This window comes from Chryseobacterium sp. (genome assembly GCF_022869225.1).
In the GTDB taxonomy this organism is placed as follows: Bacteria; Bacteroidota; Bacteroidia; order Flavobacteriales; family Weeksellaceae; genus Chryseobacterium.
Genome location: NZ_JALIHL010000001.1, coordinates 2,210,272 through 2,226,255, shown reverse-complemented (window position 1 = coordinate 2,226,255; position 15,984 = coordinate 2,210,272). Strand labels below are relative to the sequence as shown.

Annotated in this window: 15 protein-coding genes; 5 read left to right on the top strand and 10 right to left on the bottom strand. The window is 37.4% G+C overall.

Annotated features, from left to right (window positions below; translation table 11 throughout):
• Positions 1 to 132 precede the first annotated feature (132 nt).
• The gene (locus MUW56_RS10380) at positions 133 to 2,670 is read left to right on the top strand and encodes an ATP-dependent Clp protease ATP-binding subunit (protein ID WP_292013125.1); all 2,538 of its coding nucleotides are present in this window, start codon (positions 133 to 135) and stop codon (positions 2,668 to 2,670) included.
• A gap of 68 nt (positions 2,671 to 2,738) precedes the next feature.
• Here the strand turns inward: MUW56_RS10380 and MUW56_RS10375 are convergent, their stop codons facing one another.
• The gene (locus tag MUW56_RS10375; RefSeq protein ID WP_292013124.1) at positions 2,739 to 3,266 is read right to left on the bottom strand and encodes a hypothetical protein; all 528 of its coding nucleotides are present in this window, start codon (positions 3,264 to 3,266) and stop codon (positions 2,739 to 2,741) included.
• Between the two features lie 193 nt (positions 3,267 to 3,459).
• Between MUW56_RS10375 and mnmA the strand changes: the two genes are divergently transcribed.
• Positions 3,460 to 4,647, top strand: coding sequence for a tRNA 2-thiouridine(34) synthase MnmA (gene mnmA, locus MUW56_RS10370; protein WP_292013123.1), 1,188 nt, complete (start codon positions 3,460 to 3,462; stop codon positions 4,645 to 4,647).
• Positions 4,648 to 4,761: 114 nt separating this feature from the next.
• Positions 4,762 to 4,944 carry a hypothetical protein gene (locus tag MUW56_RS10365; RefSeq protein WP_292013122.1) on the top strand — a complete coding sequence of 61 codons (183 nt, stop codon included), beginning with the start codon at positions 4,762 to 4,764 and terminating at the stop codon, positions 4,942 to 4,944.
• Positions 4,945 to 5,398: 454 nt separating this feature from the next.
• Here the strand turns inward: MUW56_RS10365 and MUW56_RS10360 are convergent, their stop codons facing one another.
• Positions 5,399 to 6,115 carry a hypothetical protein gene (locus MUW56_RS10360; protein WP_292013121.1) on the bottom strand — a complete coding sequence of 239 codons (717 nt, stop codon included), beginning with the start codon at positions 6,113 to 6,115 and terminating at the stop codon, positions 5,399 to 5,401.
• 124 nt (positions 6,116 to 6,239) lie between these two features.
• Between MUW56_RS10360 and MUW56_RS10355 the strand changes: the two genes are divergently transcribed.
• Both MUW56_RS10355 and MUW56_RS10350 read left to right on the top strand, forming a co-directional pair.
• On the top strand, positions 6,240 to 7,136 hold the full coding sequence (locus MUW56_RS10355; protein WP_292013120.1) for a hypothetical protein: 897 nt from the start codon (positions 6,240 to 6,242) through the stop codon (positions 7,134 to 7,136).
• 315 nt (positions 7,137 to 7,451) lie between these two features.
• Positions 7,452 to 8,678: a DUF6051 family protein gene (locus tag MUW56_RS10350; protein ID WP_292013119.1), complete on the top strand. Its 1,227-nt coding sequence runs from the start codon at positions 7,452 to 7,454 to the stop codon at positions 8,676 to 8,678.
• A 167-nt stretch (positions 8,679 to 8,845) separates the two neighbouring features.
• On the opposite strand, the gene MUW56_RS10345 is transcribed toward MUW56_RS10350, so the two are convergent.
• From MUW56_RS10345 to MUW56_RS10310, 8 genes are all read right to left on the bottom strand, one after another.
• Positions 8,846 to 9,589: a LytTR family DNA-binding domain-containing protein gene (locus MUW56_RS10345; protein ID WP_292013118.1), complete on the bottom strand. Its 744-nt coding sequence runs from the start codon at positions 9,587 to 9,589 to the stop codon at positions 8,846 to 8,848.
• Between the two features lie 60 nt (positions 9,590 to 9,649).
• Complete coding sequence (locus tag MUW56_RS10340; RefSeq protein WP_292013117.1) at positions 9,650 to 9,925, bottom strand: 2TM domain-containing protein; 276 nt, start codon at positions 9,923 to 9,925, stop codon at positions 9,650 to 9,652.
• A gap of 26 nt (positions 9,926 to 9,951) precedes the next feature.
• Positions 9,952 to 10,248, bottom strand: coding sequence for a 2TM domain-containing protein (locus tag MUW56_RS10335; protein WP_292013116.1), 297 nt, complete (start codon positions 10,246 to 10,248; stop codon positions 9,952 to 9,954).
• Positions 10,249 to 10,550: 302 nt separating this feature from the next.
• On the bottom strand, positions 10,551 to 11,120 hold the full coding sequence (locus tag MUW56_RS10330) for an isoprenylcysteine carboxylmethyltransferase family protein (protein ID WP_292013115.1): 570 nt from the start codon (positions 11,118 to 11,120) through the stop codon (positions 10,551 to 10,553).
• 81 nt (positions 11,121 to 11,201) lie between these two features.
• Entirely contained in the window at positions 11,202 to 11,516 is a 315-nt protein-coding gene (locus MUW56_RS10325) for a 2TM domain-containing protein (RefSeq protein ID WP_292013114.1), read from the bottom strand.
• Complete coding sequence (locus tag MUW56_RS10320; protein WP_292013113.1) at positions 11,503 to 12,834, bottom strand: 2TM domain-containing protein; 1,332 nt, start codon at positions 12,832 to 12,834, stop codon at positions 11,503 to 11,505. Before MUW56_RS10320 ends, MUW56_RS10325 begins: the two co-directional genes overlap by 14 nt.
• A 177-nt stretch (positions 12,835 to 13,011) precedes the next feature.
• A complete protein-coding gene (locus MUW56_RS10315; protein WP_292013112.1) occupies positions 13,012 to 13,671 on the bottom strand; it encodes a hypothetical protein in 660 nt (219 codons plus the stop codon).
• Positions 13,672 to 13,720: 49 nt separating this feature from the next.
• The gene (locus MUW56_RS10310) at positions 13,721 to 15,967 is read right to left on the bottom strand and encodes a TonB-dependent receptor (protein WP_292013111.1); all 2,247 of its coding nucleotides are present in this window, start codon (positions 15,965 to 15,967) and stop codon (positions 13,721 to 13,723) included.
• Positions 15,968 to 15,984: the final 17 nt, after the last annotated feature.

Sequence of the window (15,984 nt, the reverse complement as noted above, 5' to 3'; positions counted from 1 at the left end):
CAAACTTAATCATTTTCAATAAGATAATAAAATTTTTTCTGCCATAAAGTCATTAATTGATTTTTGGTAAAATATTTGTAATTTAGATAATGAATAAAAAGCAATGTTGCTTTTGTTCTAATGAGATATATTATGGATTATAAGTTTTCACAAGGTTTGAGCCAAGTGTTCAAACAAAGCAAAAGCGAAGCTAAAAGGCTGAAAAGTGAATTTCTTAATACAGAACATCTACTTTTAGGTATTATAAAAACGGAAAACTCTGCAAAAGAAATCCTTCAAAACCTTAATGCGGATTTAACACAAATCAGAAGAAAAATTGAAACTCTAAATACAGTAAGTCTTAATCCTATTTCTGAGGAGGTTACCAATATTTCTTTCACCAAGATGGCAGATCATGCTATTAAACGTGCAGAGTTAGAATGCAGACAATATAAAAGCAATGAAATTAATACCGTTCACCTGCTTTTAGGCATTCTATATAAATATGAGGATCCTACTTCAAATATTCTAGGGGCTTATGACATCGATTATGAGGGTGTTTCAAGAGAGTACCAGACTATGCTTAAAAATTCCGGGCAGTCACCACAGATGAGTGCTTATGACGACGATGATGAAAGAGAGGAATTTGAGCAAATGAGAAAGCCCACAGGAAATTTAGGTTCTGCAAAAAGTAAAACGCCAACATTGGATAACTTTGGTAGAGACTTAACTTCTTTGGCGAGAGATGGAAAATTAGACCCAGTAATCGGCCGTGAAAAGGAAATTGAGAGGGTTTCTCAGATCCTGTCACGCAGAAAGAAAAATAATCCGCTTCTTATCGGGGAGCCGGGAGTAGGTAAATCTGCGATTGCTGAAGGGTTAGCTTTAAGAATTCAACAGAAAAAGGTGTCAAGGGTTCTATACGGAAAACGAGTGATCACTCTGGATCTGGCAAGTTTAGTAGCCGGGACCAAATACCGTGGTCAGTTTGAAGAAAGAATGAAGGCCATCATGACCGAGCTTGAAAAAAACAGAGATGTCATCTTGTTTATCGATGAGCTTCACACGATTGTAGGAGCAGGAAGTTCTACAGGGAGCTTAGATGCATCCAATATGTTCAAACCGGCCCTGGCAAGAGGTGAGATTCAATGCATCGGGGCAACTACGCTGGATGAATACCGTCAGTATATTGAAAAAGACGGAGCTTTAGAAAGAAGATTCCAAAAAGTAATGGTGGAACCTACTTCTATTGATGAAACCATCCTGATTTTGAACCAGATCAAAGATAAATATGAAGAACATCACAATGTAATTTATACTCCTGAAGCCATTACAGCGTGTGTCAATTTGACATCAAGGTATATTACAGACCGTTTTTTACCGGACAAAGCAATTGATGCAATGGATGAAGCCGGCTCACGTGTGTATATCAAGAACATGAAAGTTCCTACTGAGATCATTGATTTTGAAAAGAAAATTGAAGATATCAAAGAACTGAAGCAGAAAGCGGTAAAAGCTCAGGATTATCTTGAAGCAAGAAAGCTGAAAGATGAAGAGGAGCGTCTTCAGATGGAACTGAATGCTGCACAGGAAAAATGGGATAAGGATGTAAAAGAGAAAAAAGAAACCGTAACTGAGGAAAATGTAGCTGAAGTGGTTTCTATGATGAGTGGTGTTCCTGTAACGAAAGTAGGTAAAAATGAGCTTGATAAATTAGCTCAGATGGATGAAAAGCTGAACGGAAAAGTAATCGGACAAGAAGATGCTGTGAAGAAAGTCGTGAAGGCTATTCAAAGAAACAGAGCCGGTCTTAAAGATCCTAACCGCCCTATCGGTACTTTTATCTTCCTGGGTACAACCGGGGTTGGTAAAACTGAGCTTGCCAAAGTAATGGCGAGAGAGCTTTTTGAATCAGACGAATCTTTGATCCGAATTGACATGAGTGAATACATGGAAAAATTTGCTGTTTCAAGATTGGTGGGAGCGCCTCCGGGATACGTAGGATACGAAGAAGGCGGCCAGTTGACTGAAGCGGTAAGAAGAAAACCTTATGCCGTGGTTCTTTTGGATGAGATTGAAAAAGCTCACCCGGATGTATTCAACATTCTGCTTCAAATTCTGGATGAAGGACATGTAACAGACAGTTTAGGCAGAAAGATTGACTTTAGAAATACAATTATTATCCTTACATCCAACATCGGAACAAGAGATCTTAAAGATTTTGGAGATGGTGTAGGATTCGGAACTTCTGCCAAAAAAACAAGTTCAGATACCAGAGCCAGAAGCACCATTGAAAATGCACTTAAAAAAGCGTTTGCTCCTGAATTCCTAAACAGAATTGATGATATTGTGATCTTCAACTCTCTTGTTCAGGATGATATCAAGAAAATTATTGATATAGAACTGAACAAATTGTATAGCAGAATTGAAAAATTAGGATATAAAGTAGAATTGACTGAAGAAGCCAAAGACTTTATTTCTGAAAAAGGATGGGATAAGGATTTCGGTGCAAGACCATTGAAACGAGCGATCCAGAAGTACATTGAAGATTTATTGGCAGAAATGCTTGTCAATAAACAATTGAACGAAGGAGAAACCGTAGTTCTTGACCTTAATGACGCGAAGGACGGATTGGTTGGAAAAACGCAGAAAACGAAAAAGTCAGCCGCTGAAAAGTCTTCTCAGTCCTAAATCATTTAACTTTATATAAAAAAACACCGGAAAATTCCGGTGTTTTTGTTTTTCTAAACAGGTTTTGGCTAGAGCCCCACTACAAAGCCAATATTGGGGACCAGACCGCTTGAAAACACACTGGAATGTTCTTTCCAAAGCACATTATACATTACCCCGATCTGCATAAAAGAATTGTTTCCTATTCTCTGCATATACCCTCCTCCAAGATACAATGCATTTTCTTCTGTATTGTATTTATAATCGTAGTATTTATCCTTGTAGTCAACAAAATAATGTTGATAGTTGGCTCCCAAATAAAATGATCTGGCGAAATAATAATTGACAAAAGGCCCTACTCCAAACATTGTAGATTTATAATAATCCGAAGTCTGCCACGAAACACTTCCTATTACTCCACCTTCCAGATCATCAGTAAGCCTGTAACCCACTCTTGGTGAAGCAGACAGATTAAAAGAGCTGTTACTCCCAAATCCTAATCCAATGCCTCCTCCGAAAGTCCACTTGCTGTTTTCCTGTACCGGTGTGCCTATTGAAACCTGGGAAAAAACCGAGCCTGAGCCTAGCAGCATCATAGAAATAATAAACTTTTTCATATGTAGATATATTTTTGTTTTGATGATATTTGAACCATCCATCAGTTGGTATTAATATGGTAAGATGGTGATTACGATTAATATCGTTTTTATCAATGTTTAAAATTATGGTTTTTTTACGAATTTATTTAGTTGTATTTTTGCCGCATCAAACTAAGAACTCCCGTTAAGAGTTTCGTAAAATTGAAATACAATGAAAGTAGTAGTAGGCCTCTCAGGAGGTGTAGATTCTAGTGTTACAGCTTATTTGCTGCAACAGCAAGGCCATGAAGTCGTGGCATTATTCATGAGAAACTGGAATGATGCTTCCGTAACATTAGAGGATGAATGTCCGTGGATTGAGGACAGCAATGACGCGCTGATGGTTGCCCAGAAACTGGGAATTCCTTTCCAGGTTATTGATATGAGCGATCTTTATAAGGAACGTATTGTGGATTATATGTTCGCGGAATATGAAAAAGGAAGAACGCCCAATCCTGATGTTTTATGTAACAGAGAGGTAAAATTTGACGTTTTCATGAAAACCGCTATGTCCCTGGGGGCTGATAAGGTGGCTACAGGGCATTATGCAAGGGTAAATTCCACTTTTGACGAAAACGGTAAAGAAATTTTCCATCTTTTAGCAGGAAAGGATAACAATAAAGATCAGTCATATTTTCTTTGTCAGCTGAGCCAGGATCAGCTGTCAAAAGCGCTGTTCCCTATAGGAGAGCTGACAAAGCCTCAGGTAAGGGAGATTGCAAAAGAAATCGGGCTGGTAACAGCTGATAAAAAAGATTCTCAGGGATTGTGTTTTATCGGGAAGGTGAGTCTTCCTCAGTTTTTACAACAGCAATTAAAACCTAATGAAGGTGAAATTGTAGAAATTTTTAAAGATTCTCCATTATTTTCAGTGGAAAAGCCGGAATTCTCATCTAAAGAAGAGGAGCTTGAGTTTTTATCAAAAAAGATCCATTATAAAAAATCTGACGGAAAAGTAATCGGGAAACATCAGGGAGCCCAGTTTTTCACGATCGGGCAAAGTAAAGGCCTTGGAATAGGCGGCCACAAAGAAAGCTGCTTTATCGTTTCCAGAGACATGGAAAACAATATTCTTTTTGTAGGAGAAGGAAATCATTTCCCAGGGTTATACAAAAAAGCTTTGAAAATTGATAATTCCGAGCTGCACTGGGTACGTGAAGACATGAGGCTGAACAATGGCGAATCTATGGAAGTAATGGCGAGATTCAGGTACAGACAGCCTTTACAGAAAGCGGCTCTATACCAGTTTGAAAATGTATTTTATATTGAATTTGATGAAGCGCAGTCAGCCATTGCCGAAGGACAGTTTGCTTCTTGGTATATTGATGAAGAGCTTATCGGAAGTGGAGTGATTTCATAGAAGAGATACGGGTTCCGGGATTCACCTATTTTTTACAAAAAGAAATTTTTAAAAATTTTCTGTAACGTTTTTAAAGTGGTTGTACTTACTGGGTAAATAACAAAAAATATTCCTATGAAAACAACTGCGAAAAATCAGTATGCTTATGTCAACAATATCCTGATCGCTATTGTATCTGCTGTTTTTGGATATCATTTCTATCAGGCCATTGTGCATCCGGAAAATTCCAATATTGCCCTAAGTCTTATTTTAGTGGTTTTAACCTCCATTATGGTTCAAAAGTACGGTTCTGGGTAAGGAAAAACAAAAAGAGATGTAATCTCATTAACTCATATAGCCCGAAACAGTCTTGTTTCGGGTTTGTTTTTGAAAAAACTACTTCATCTTATTCTTGAGATGATATTGAATAAGTAAAACAGATCCAACACACTCCAACAGTAAAATCATTATCAAAAACCCGACCGGTTTACCTATAACCAATCCTCTTATCAGCTTTATGCTTCCCAGCACAAATAGGAGGATCATACAACTAAAGGTGGTTTTTGAAAAGGTTTCTTTGAATGATCTTAAAATAAAAACCGAAGCGTAGAATCCCAGCAGCAGAAGTAAATAAAACTTTAGAAAATCCGGTCCTTTTAAGGAAATGGGATTCAATGTATGACATTCCGCCACCATCCAAATAAAGCTTATGATAACCGGAACTGAATGAATGATAACCTTTTTCATGAGTATTCAATTGTATTATTGTTTATTAACCGCCACATCCTCCGCAGCCCCCGCAGCCCCCGCCACATCCTCCGCCTCCGCAGCTGCTTCCGCCACTGCATCCATTTCCTCCACAGCCCGTTCCTGAATCTTTGTCATTTTTATGATCATTATTCCCCAATTGAGCGAACAAACCACCAAAGAGAAAAATTCCTATTACTGAAAGAAATATCCAGGTTACGGTACTTATAATCTCTCCCAGGCAGGATGTCAGCATTAAAGGAATAAGGAATACGGCCATGAGACGCAGATTTTTCCACCAGCGATTGGTCTGACGAATTTTATCCTGCCAGATATCATGGGGTGCTTCGGACTTAAAAATCTCTTTATAGCCTTTCAAAGTGTCAGAAAACCATTGCTGATGTTTAGCTTTTTCATATTTTCCACCTTTTGAAGGGTGGTGATGGAGGTTTCTTCCTAAAATATGGGGACAGAATTCCTCCCAGTAATTTTGGGTGTAAATCAGATGCATATGCCATACTTTATCTATAGTTTTGCTCGGGGAAGCTCCACGGGGAAGAATACAGCAGAGATAGACAAACTTTTTATACTCTTCAATGGCTTTCCGGGTAAAGTCTAAACTCCAGTTTTCTTCTTTAGCCAGTTTTTTTGAAAAAGGAAAGTCGGCATCAGAAACATCCAAAGAAAATCCTTGGATCCTGCTCCAGAGAAACTCGTCATGTATGATCGTTTTTGTTTCCATTGTTCCTATTTTAATTTTTCTACTCAAATATCTGCGGATTTTAAAATGTAAAAGTCTTTCAACAGTCTCATTTAGTTCGATAAAAATCTTAAATTAGTCTTACGAAATCAAAGGAAATCATCATATGAAAAAAGAAGATATTCTCCATCTGGAAAAGCTGATGAACTTTTTAAGCCGCCAGTTTTTAAAGAAAAACCACTGGGAAGACGTTACAAAAACGGAATGGTCCTACATCTGTCTGGAGCTAAATGATCTGATAATCAGTGATCATTCAGAGAAGGGGATCAAAAAAGAGCCCGACCTGCTTGGGTCAAATTATCTTTATGAGCATCTGATTATCAACAAATTAAAAAAATACTATCGGAAGGAAGGTACTGTTTTAAGCCGTCCCAACCTTGCCAAACTGAGCCTGATTGTCAAAGTTTTGGGATATTCCAATTATATAGATTTCATTAACTCCAATACGGAGGCTTTCAATTTTAATGATCTTAGAATTGAGATGAACAATACAGCTCAAAATACGGCACTTTTAGAACGCCTGGTAGGCTGCTGGTACTCTTATAACAGAAATCTTCCGGAAAACCCTTTACAGGCGAAAGAAGACAGGATCTGGCGATCCGCTATGGAAGTCTATAAATCTGAAACGACCGGAGAGTATTTCATAGAAAGAAGCGGTGGCGACCATCACAAGTATTTCGGAAAGGTAACCGCCTATTCGGATTATGTTTTTATTATTATGAACAGCAATACATTTATCAGGCAAAGGCACTTCATTTCAAGGATCAAAGATATCAAAGAAAAGCTTAAAAATCCTGAATATAAACTTCATGAGCTTCATTTTATCAGTACGTGTATCAGCTTTAATCAGGAGCCTGTTGCCCTGTTTGAGATTTTCCAAAAATCCGACCGGAAAAACTTTATCTCAGACTCCATCAGCTTTCCGATTGATAGTGATGAAATCCCTGAATCTATTTTAAAACAGCTTGAAGACACTGACGCTAACAGAATTGATTATAGGTAGTTATTCTACGGGTATAATACAGATTGTAATTGAGAATTCCTGCTTAGATATTCACTAACTGATCAATTTTTCCTAACCTCAGCTCTGTCAGTTTAATTTCAATAAAGCTAAGATAATAGAGCCATAAAAAGAAATTCCTTAGCACCGGAATCATTACTCTATCTTACATCCGGACCGGCTTCATTTTGGTCTTCTCTGATCAATAGCTGCGGCTTTCTTGTATGCTTAGAATACATTTAATCATTAAAAATCAATATTTTACAGCACTAATTACATAATTTAAGAGTTTGATTATGAACCCTCAGTCCTTTTGTTATGGAATATTATGAATTATATGAAGTTTTGAAGAGTCATTTTGATTCCAGAAAAGAGATTACGGAAATAAAAGATTTGAATATCACGATAGAATCCCGTCCTTTCCAGTCAAAGGTTTCGGATCTGCTTCATGACTCCGCCCATCTGCAATGTGCAAAGCACTCACAGCCGCTGGAGATGAATGAAGGGGCTTATCTGGTTTATCATCAGCCTGCAGTAGACACCAAAGATTCTGATATTGAGTATAATACAAAGTTTGAGTATCATATTATTAAAAGGGCAGATATAGAAACGGCCAAAAGCTGTCTAATTTTTTTCCATGGGCTGAATGAAAAGAAATGGGACAAATATCTTCCCTGGGCTTATGAGCTGGCCCAAAGAACACATAAAGCGGTCATCCTGTTTCCTATTGCCTTTCATATGGACCGTGCAGCACCTGTCTGGAGTGACCGTAAAAAAATGACAGAGATTGTTAATTTCAGGAAAGGAAGATATCCTGAAAATACTCATTATTCTTTTGTCAATGCGGCCATCAGTTCCAGGCTTGAAGCTCATCCCCAAAGGATTTTCTGGTCCGGCCTACAGACCTATTCGGACATCATTGAGGTGGTAAAGGAGATTAAAAAGAATACAATTAAAAGTATTGCTCCAGATTCAAGCGTAGATCTATTCGGCTACTCTATCGGTTCATTTCTTTCTATGATCATTAAAATGGCGGACCCCGGAGGCTATTTTACCCATTCCAAACTTTTTTGTTTTTGCGGAGGAATGACTATTGACAGGATGTTTCCTATTTCCAAATACATCATGGATGCTCAGGCCACGATTAAAATGCAGTCCGTCTTCGCCCAGCTCTTAAGCTCTGATTTTAAAGCTGACAGCCGGCTGAAGCATTACCAGAATGAAGATTTACATCCACAAGAAAGCTGGTTTAAAAAAATGCTCAGGTATAATTATTTCCAAAAGGAAAGAGAAGACAGGATCCGGGAAATTCACGATCAGATCAAGGTGTATGTGCTGTCAAAAGATAATGTTGCCCCTCCCATTGAGGCTTTAAACACACTACAGGGAGGCTACAGAGACATTGAGGTAGAGGTTGAAATAAAAGACTACCCATATGAATATTCGCATATGGTTCCCTTCCCTCTGACCCATAAAAACAAGAAAGAAATTACAGAAGCCTTTCATCAGTTTGTACAATCGGCCAGTGATTTTTATGGCCGGTAAAATCACTTCGAAAGACCGCTTCAAATATAAAATACCTCAAGGAAAAACTTAAAAAGTAAAATAATAAGATCCATGGTAATTGTTTTAAAAAGAGTTAAAAGGGACCGAGCTACCGGATAAACACTGGACATTACTCGTTACCGCCGGATACATTCCTTTACTTCAGATCAGCTTATCAGCCAATCTTTAAAGTCCTTGACGCGATCACGGCTCACGGTGATTTCATCCTCCGGCTGGAATTCAAGATCCACTTTATAATAAGGCGAAGTATGGATATTTTTGATGTAATCAGAATTGACAATAAACTGTCTGTTCACTCTGAAAAACTTTTTATCTTCCAGAATATCCTCCAGTTCATCTAAGGTAAAATCTGAAGGATAGGTACGTTCTTCTGTCTGCAGGTAGACAATTTTATTTTCGCTGAAAAAGCAGCTTATCTCTTCTGTCTGCACAATCTTCAGGTTGTAGCCGATCTTTACCAGGATCCTGGAAAGGGTGGATTTTTCTTTTTTTATCAGCTGCTTGATATCCTGGGACCCTGTGGTGTTTTCTGCGGGTATAAATGATTTAAACTTCTCTATAGCACCTGAAAGGTCTTCTTCCAGAATAGGCTTTAAAAGATAGTCTATACTGTTTAATTTAAAGGCTTTCAGGGTATACTGGTCAAAAGCTGTCGTATAAATGATAAAGCCTCTAGTGGGTACTTTTTCAAATATATCGAAAGACAGGCCGTCTCCTAAAACAATATCTGAGAAAATCAGCTGCGGATGTTCATTTTCAGTGAACCAGGCTGCCCCTTCTTCTACAGATTCTATTTTAGCAACCACTTCAATTTCAGGAAAGTTATTGAGCATTCTCTCCAATTTTCTTGAGGCAGGTTTCTCGTCTTCGATAATGACCGTTTTAATCATTGAGCTTTAATTTTAGTTTTCAGATTTTAGGAAATAAAGGTAGATAAAAGAAGACTAATTTTAATAATCTATCGGCTGTTTATCTTTTCTAAGTTCTTTTTCAATCATTTCCTTTTCCCATTCTGAATCAAAAATAAACAGCTTTATGGCTTTTATAACAAGAATAAGTGCCCATATGCCTAATATTATATATCCGTCAAACAGTTTAATTCTGATGATTTTTTCTTCAAACTGATCGCTGGGAAAGATCAGAACGGCAATGATGGCAAAGAAAAAAATGCTTTTATAGAATTTTTTAAGGTCGTTGGCTCTGGTGTATGCTGAATTATAGTCCATGATCATATAAGTTTTTTAGTTGGTTGTTATAATGTTTTTATTTTTCCCTTTTCCGCTTCCATCAGTTCTTTTATCTTTTTCTCTTCCCAGTTTCTTCCGATTCCAAATACACTCACGGCATGAAATGCAATTCCCACTCCCCATCCAAGCGCAGGCCATAAAAACCATAAATATCCCGGGGCTGTCAGAAGATTTAAAGCAGCTAAGAAAGGAATGACCAGACAGTAAGAGGTAAGGTTACCATAGAATTCTTTTAATTCTTTTACTCTTTTTGAAGCTTTTTTGTAAGCTATTGATTCTTTATTGGATGATAAAATTTCCATAATGATTGGTTGTAAAGGTTAATAAGTTATTTTCTTGAGTCAAATGTAGGAAGGAAAACGGTTCCGGATCAACTTTATATGACCGAGTCGTAGAATATGATAACCGAATGGTAAAAACACAGGATTAATGGAAATATTCTTTGAAAGCGCAAAGACGCGAATTATTTTGTATGCTGTATGCTGTTAAAGTGCAAAGATTCATAAAATTGATCCCCCGTATTTTTCCTGAAATGTATGATTCCATACCCTGTACGGAATATTAGGGTTTACAATTCCTGCGGTTTTGTATCCGGCGCTGTAGATCAGTAGATGAATGGGATCAGCTTTTTAGTTTTCTTTCTGTACGCGATATATTCATCTCCAAACTGCTCTACCAATGCCTGTTCTTCAATTTTAATTCTATAGGTAAAGGCTAAAAACGGAGGAACAAAAGCAAAAACCAGTGACAGCCAGTTGTTCAGATAAAGACCAAGCCCTAATGAAGTCAGCAGGGAAAACGCATATGACGGATGTCTTACATAGTTATAAAAGCCTTCTTTTTTGATCTTGTGATCCCGTCTGATGGTCACATCTACCGTAAAATATTTTCCAAGAGATCTGATGATCGCAAACCTAAAAACAATTCCGGTTATAATGAGCATCTCCCCACCATACAAAATCCAGTTTCCAGTCACCATTGGAAGTTTCGTATTATACGAAATCATGACTGATGTAAAAATCGAAAAAGGAATGGCCAGCCACAAAATATTCAGGGTAGACCTGTCCTTGTCTTTTCTGTCATTGTTATTGGATTTCAGTATATTTTTGTATAAAAATTCACTCAGAAACCATGCAACCATGGAAATCGTGAACAGGATGTGCAGAAAATTCATGCTGTGAAATTTTAATGATAAAATGTTTTTTTGGCTTAAAAACCGGTCATTCAATTCCTGTATTATGGCAATCCCGGCAGGCTAAAGATGGTCTTTCCTTTTTTGCTTTTCCATCAGTTCTCTGATCTTCTGGTTTTCCCATTTCCTGATAAAATTGACCTTCGAAAAAAAAACCGCTGCTGCATGAGCCAGGATCCCTATCCCCCAGAATATTGCGGTAAAGAAATTTTTGAACTGAAAATAACTTTCGCCGGGCTTTAAGTTTGTATAATTAAAATACACAATGATAAGATTGACTCCTACATAAATAAACAAATGGGAATAAAAGCCTCTTAACCGTTCTACCTGCTTTTTAGCCTGCTGGTATTGAATATCATTTTCGTTAAATGTCTCCATTATTTCTGTTTTTTTGTTGGTTCATAATCTCTCTGATCTTCTTCTCCTGCCAGGATTCTCCGATACCAAAGACCTGGAACGCGTGTGAGGCCAAACCAATCCCCCAACCTAATACTGGGAACCAAAACCAATGGTTTTTGCTATGGGTATAGAGATTGATAAAAATTAAAAAGGGGATAATAATGCAATAGGAAATCAGATTGCTATAAAATCCTTTGATTTCTTTTACCCGTTTCTGTGCTTTTTTATAGGCCGCATATTCATCATCCGGTTTTACATTGACAACATTAGGCTTAGCAGATAACATGGGAAGCTTTACTTTAAAATAATCATCAGATTTTTCAATGAAAACATTCCTCTTGGTAAGAAGGGAATAGCGTTGAACAATATTGGCAAGGCCTATTCCTGAACTCTCTTTAATCTGTTCTCTTACCTGAAGATTATTTTCAATACAGAGCATATCACCATCTGAAAATACTCTGATGACCAAGGGTTTTGATGACGTAGCAAAATTATGTTTGATACAGTTTTCCAATAACAACTGAAGGGAAAGGGGCACTACATATTCACGATAGTCTTCCTTTTTTACATCAAAGGTAAAATCTACACTGTCTTCAAACCTTGTCTTTAAAAGATCACAATAGGTTTTGGCAAATTCTATCTCATCTTCTACTGTCACAAGCTCCTTATCTTTCTGTTCAAGGACATACCGGTAAATCTTTGACATTGAAGCTGTAAACTTTTGGGCCTGTTGTGGATTTTCATCAATCAAAGAGCTGAGAACATTCAGAGAATTGAAAAGAAAATGAGGATCAAGCTGGTTTTTTAAACTTTCAAACTGTGCATTGGCAGACTTGGCGATCAGCTTCTGCTCAACGACTTCTTTCCGGGAAGTTTTTTTCAGCTCTTCCATGAATCCTTTGGCATGGAGAAAAGCGGAGATAAGCAGGGCTACATTAATGGTAAACCAATTGATAAAATTATATTTTTCTGAGAAGAACTCTTCTGTGGAGACGGCTTTCTGAATCAGGACAAAGTTGATATAATTACAAAAATAAACCAGTACAAAGTTTACAATAATAATGGATACAATACTTAAAATTGCTCTTTTAGTTGTTGCTTCTGACCAGGGAACTCTTTTATTCAGAAAGCTATTGAGCATCCCATTTCCACCACCCAATACAAAAGAATAGATAAAAGAGATGAGTAAGGTATACAGAAAGTTCTCCAAATTCTTTTCTGCTGTAAAGACAAAAAAGAAAAACATTGAGACTGCCAGAGAGACCCACACTAATGTTATAAAGTTCTTACGCTTCATGATTCGTTTTATTAGCCTAAAATTAGTTTTTAATAAAGGTATCAAAAATTATTTCTTACCGAAGGGCCGATTTTCATCCCTGAATGGTATAAAAAAAACCTTCATTGAAGAAGGTTTTATCAGGCGAAAAGGAAATGAACAATCATGCATTCATTTTAGTTCAAATCCTGCCTGAGCCTATTTTGTTTTTTCTGTCGGAAGGCTGATAAAGTATTCAGCTTCTGCTTTCCCCCAGTTTGGATCTAAGGCCGACTTTGGTTTGTAAGCATTAAATTTGGCAAGTGCTTCTTTAAACATTTCCACACCTTTGGTTTTACTTCCCCCATATTGTTCAGGTGTAAAATAAGTATCTTCTGCTTTGATCAGGGCTATCCTTGGGTTCCCGGCATCCAGTTTTTCTGCGATTCCCATTTCTTCTGCAGCTCTTGCCCCATCGGTCATGAAACGCTGTTGAGGATTCACCATCATTCTTAAAGAAAAAGCCATTTTTCTCAGCAAATGAATCTCTGCATTATCTGCTCCGGCAAGATTTTGAGCCAATCCCAGGTATTTTTCTGCCTGGGCTGCCACGCCGTCAAGATCCTGTGTGTTCCCGTTTCTCATCATCACCCTTCCTTTTTGGATCTGGGCAAAGGCAGCGTAATACGGCGGAAGCCACTGACTGCTTTCCTTACTTCCTATTCTCTGAAAATCATTAGCCAGGGCCTGGAAGTCTTCCGGGGTTTTGCAGGTTTCTATTTTAGCAATTTTTTCCGTCATTATTTTTTCATAATCAGTCTGTGCAAAAGAAGTTAAGCTTATAAAAGCTAAAGCAAAACTTAAAAGGTATTTTTTCATACTCTTAATTTTTAATGTTTATTGTATTGGTTTGTCGAAGTTATGTTTTTTATAAATTATTATTGATGGCATCATCTGTTTTATCTACCCCAAAGCTGATAAATGCTCCTATAAAAACAAAGGTATTTACTGGCGGAACAACAGCAGAGCTTCTGGATCCATCTACAGAAAAGTTATATCCGTAGACATTTTTTGATCCTAGAATATTGGTAATACTCAATACAAATACAGGAAAAGCTTTAGCATCTTTCTTCCCTATATTGGGCAGATAATTAATACTGAAATTCAAAGCATTATAATCCTGAAGTTTACCTTCATTTCTGGTATAATTCATTACTTTTCCATCTTCAAGTTGGGTAGCAATATCATAATAAGGTCTTCCTTTAGCATACGTATAGGATAAATTAGCTCCCAGCTTCCATTCCGGAATAAACCTTTTTACCACTGCTGAAAGCGTATGATCTGCTGCAAAACCTGGTTTTAGGCTGACAGGATAGTTTAAGAAGTCTCTTTTTGAATCAAGGAACGAGTAGCTTATCCAGTAATCAATATTTTTAAATGTTTTTTTATTGTCTCTCCAAAACAGCTCCATTCCTTTTGCATAGCCATATCCATCATTATTCAAAGCCGTTTGAACCTGTTGGTTCTGTTCTTTACCCGGTGTGACATTAAATGTTTTGATCAGCTGGTCATATTTTTTATAAAAGGCTTCGAAGCGTAAAGTCCTTCCTTCAGAGGCTCTCTGGACCTGGAAAATATAATGCTGAGATTTCTGAAATCCCAAATCTGCAGGGGCATTGATATACTTGCTTTCAGGATTTTGATAGAAGAGACCGTAAGCCAGAGAAGTTGTCCAGTCTTTAGCAAGACGGTATGCCAATGCAAAACGGGGTGCAATATTACTTTTATCTAAAAAAGATGAATGCTCTGCCCTCACTCCTATTTTTGCTGATAATGCATTGCTGAATCCGAGGTCTGTTTCGGCAAAAACAGAAGAAATCAAATCCTTATAGTGTTTTTGTACTTCTTCAAAATTTAGTTTTTCATCGGTATTATTCAATTCAAAACCTGCTCTTACTGCACTTATTCTGTTTATTTTTCTTTCGAGAACCGCTTTAAAATTAATATAATTTCCATCTGTAAGAAGCCGGTTTCTGGCTGATTCCGCCCCGTTTGTTTCTGTAGAGAAGTGCAGATCAGATCTGTTATATGAATAAGAGCCTCCCACATTCAGAAGGTATTTTCCGAATTTCTGTTTAAAAGAAAGGTTATGATAGGTATTTTGACCGTTCAGCCTTACCAGACTAAAGTTATATCCGGGTTCAAGGCTTTCTGATCTCACTCCCATTTTATTAGAATTATACATTCCGTAATATTTTAAAAAGCCTCCTGATTTTGTTTTAATTCTAAAGTTCAGGTCACCGTTTACTCCTTGCGGAGCATCAATAAAATCTGTATTAAAATTAAATATTTTCTGCATCAGGCTCAAAATGGAATACCCTGCTGAAGCTCCGTAGGAATAGTTTTTATTATTTCCTAACTTTTGAAATCCGGCATTTAAAAAGATAGGCGAGATTCCGAAGTTATAAGAAGTCTGATCCGGAAGATCCACACTTTCAAGCATCAGTGCTCCGGAGAGAGCCTGCCCGTAAAGAGCAGAATAGCCCCCGCTTGAAAATATATTCCCTTTAAAAAGAGAAGTATTAAACTGATCTCTTCCTGCAATTCCCGGGACAGAATTTGAAAAATAATTATTGATAAGACTTCCGTCCATAAAAATTTTGGATTCCGTTCCCGTACCTCCCCTTACGAATAACCCTTCAGTTCCGCCAACTTTCTGTACCCCGGGAAGATAGGTTAATGCTGAGGAAATCTGCCCGTCTGCACCCGCTGTGGTATAAATGTCAATAGGAGTTAATAATGCGGTTGCTCTTTTTCGGTCACTTGCCTCAATAGAGCCTGCAGAAACAACAACAGCATCAATTTCACTGATCTGCTCTCTAAGGTCTGCATTTACTGAAACATCCTGGTTTTCAATCGTTACATTCTTTTCTACGTTTTCATATTTAGGATGTGTAAAAGTCAGGATATGGCTTCCTTTTTCAGAGGTTTCAAAAGAAAAATTTCCCCGGGCATCCGTAGTCGCTCCATCATAGGTATCTTTGAGTGTAACGTTTACTTCGCTTATTCCTTTGTTTTTAAAAGTTACTTTCCCTGAAACTCTTATCTGGGCATATCCCATCATAAAAGCTAAAAATGAAAACAGGAACAGTAATTTTTGGGCTTGCATTTTCATGGTTGTCAATTTTCTGA

Coding starts and splice junctions, on each gene's coding strand:
- MUW56_RS10380 (WP_292013125.1), top strand. CDS start 133: ATGGATTATAAGTTTTCACAAGGTTTGAGCCAAGTGTTCAAACAAAGC.
- MUW56_RS10375 (WP_292013124.1), bottom strand. CDS start 3,266: ATGAAAAAGTTTATTATTTCTATGATGCTGCTAGGCTCAGGCTCGGTT.
- mnmA (WP_292013123.1), top strand. CDS start 3,460: ATGAAAGTAGTAGTAGGCCTCTCAGGAGGTGTAGATTCTAGTGTTACA.
- MUW56_RS10365 (WP_292013122.1), top strand. CDS start 4,762: ATGAAAACAACTGCGAAAAATCAGTATGCTTATGTCAACAATATCCTG.
- MUW56_RS10360 (WP_292013121.1), bottom strand. CDS start 6,115: ATGGAAACAAAAACGATCATACATGACGAGTTTCTCTGGAGCAGGATC.
- MUW56_RS10355 (WP_292013120.1), top strand. CDS start 6,240: ATGAAAAAAGAAGATATTCTCCATCTGGAAAAGCTGATGAACTTTTTA.
- MUW56_RS10350 (WP_292013119.1), top strand. CDS start 7,452: ATGGAATATTATGAATTATATGAAGTTTTGAAGAGTCATTTTGATTCC.
- MUW56_RS10345 (WP_292013118.1), bottom strand. CDS start 9,589: ATGATTAAAACGGTCATTATCGAAGACGAGAAACCTGCCTCAAGAAAA.
- MUW56_RS10340 (WP_292013117.1), bottom strand. CDS start 9,925: ATGGACTATAATTCAGCATACACCAGAGCCAACGACCTTAAAAAATTC.
- MUW56_RS10335 (WP_292013116.1), bottom strand. CDS start 10,248: ATGGAAATTTTATCATCCAATAAAGAATCAATAGCTTACAAAAAAGCT.
- MUW56_RS10330 (WP_292013115.1), bottom strand. CDS start 11,120: ATGAATTTTCTGCACATCCTGTTCACGATTTCCATGGTTGCATGGTTT.
- MUW56_RS10325 (WP_292013114.1), bottom strand. CDS start 11,516: ATGGAGACATTTAACGAAAATGATATTCAATACCAGCAGGCTAAAAAG.
- MUW56_RS10320 (WP_292013113.1), bottom strand. CDS start 12,834: ATGAAGCGTAAGAACTTTATAACATTAGTGTGGGTCTCTCTGGCAGTC.
- MUW56_RS10315 (WP_292013112.1), bottom strand. CDS start 13,671: ATGAAAAAATACCTTTTAAGTTTTGCTTTAGCTTTTATAAGCTTAACT.
- MUW56_RS10310 (WP_292013111.1), bottom strand. CDS start 15,967: ATGAAAATGCAAGCCCAAAAATTACTGTTCCTGTTTTCATTTTTAGCT.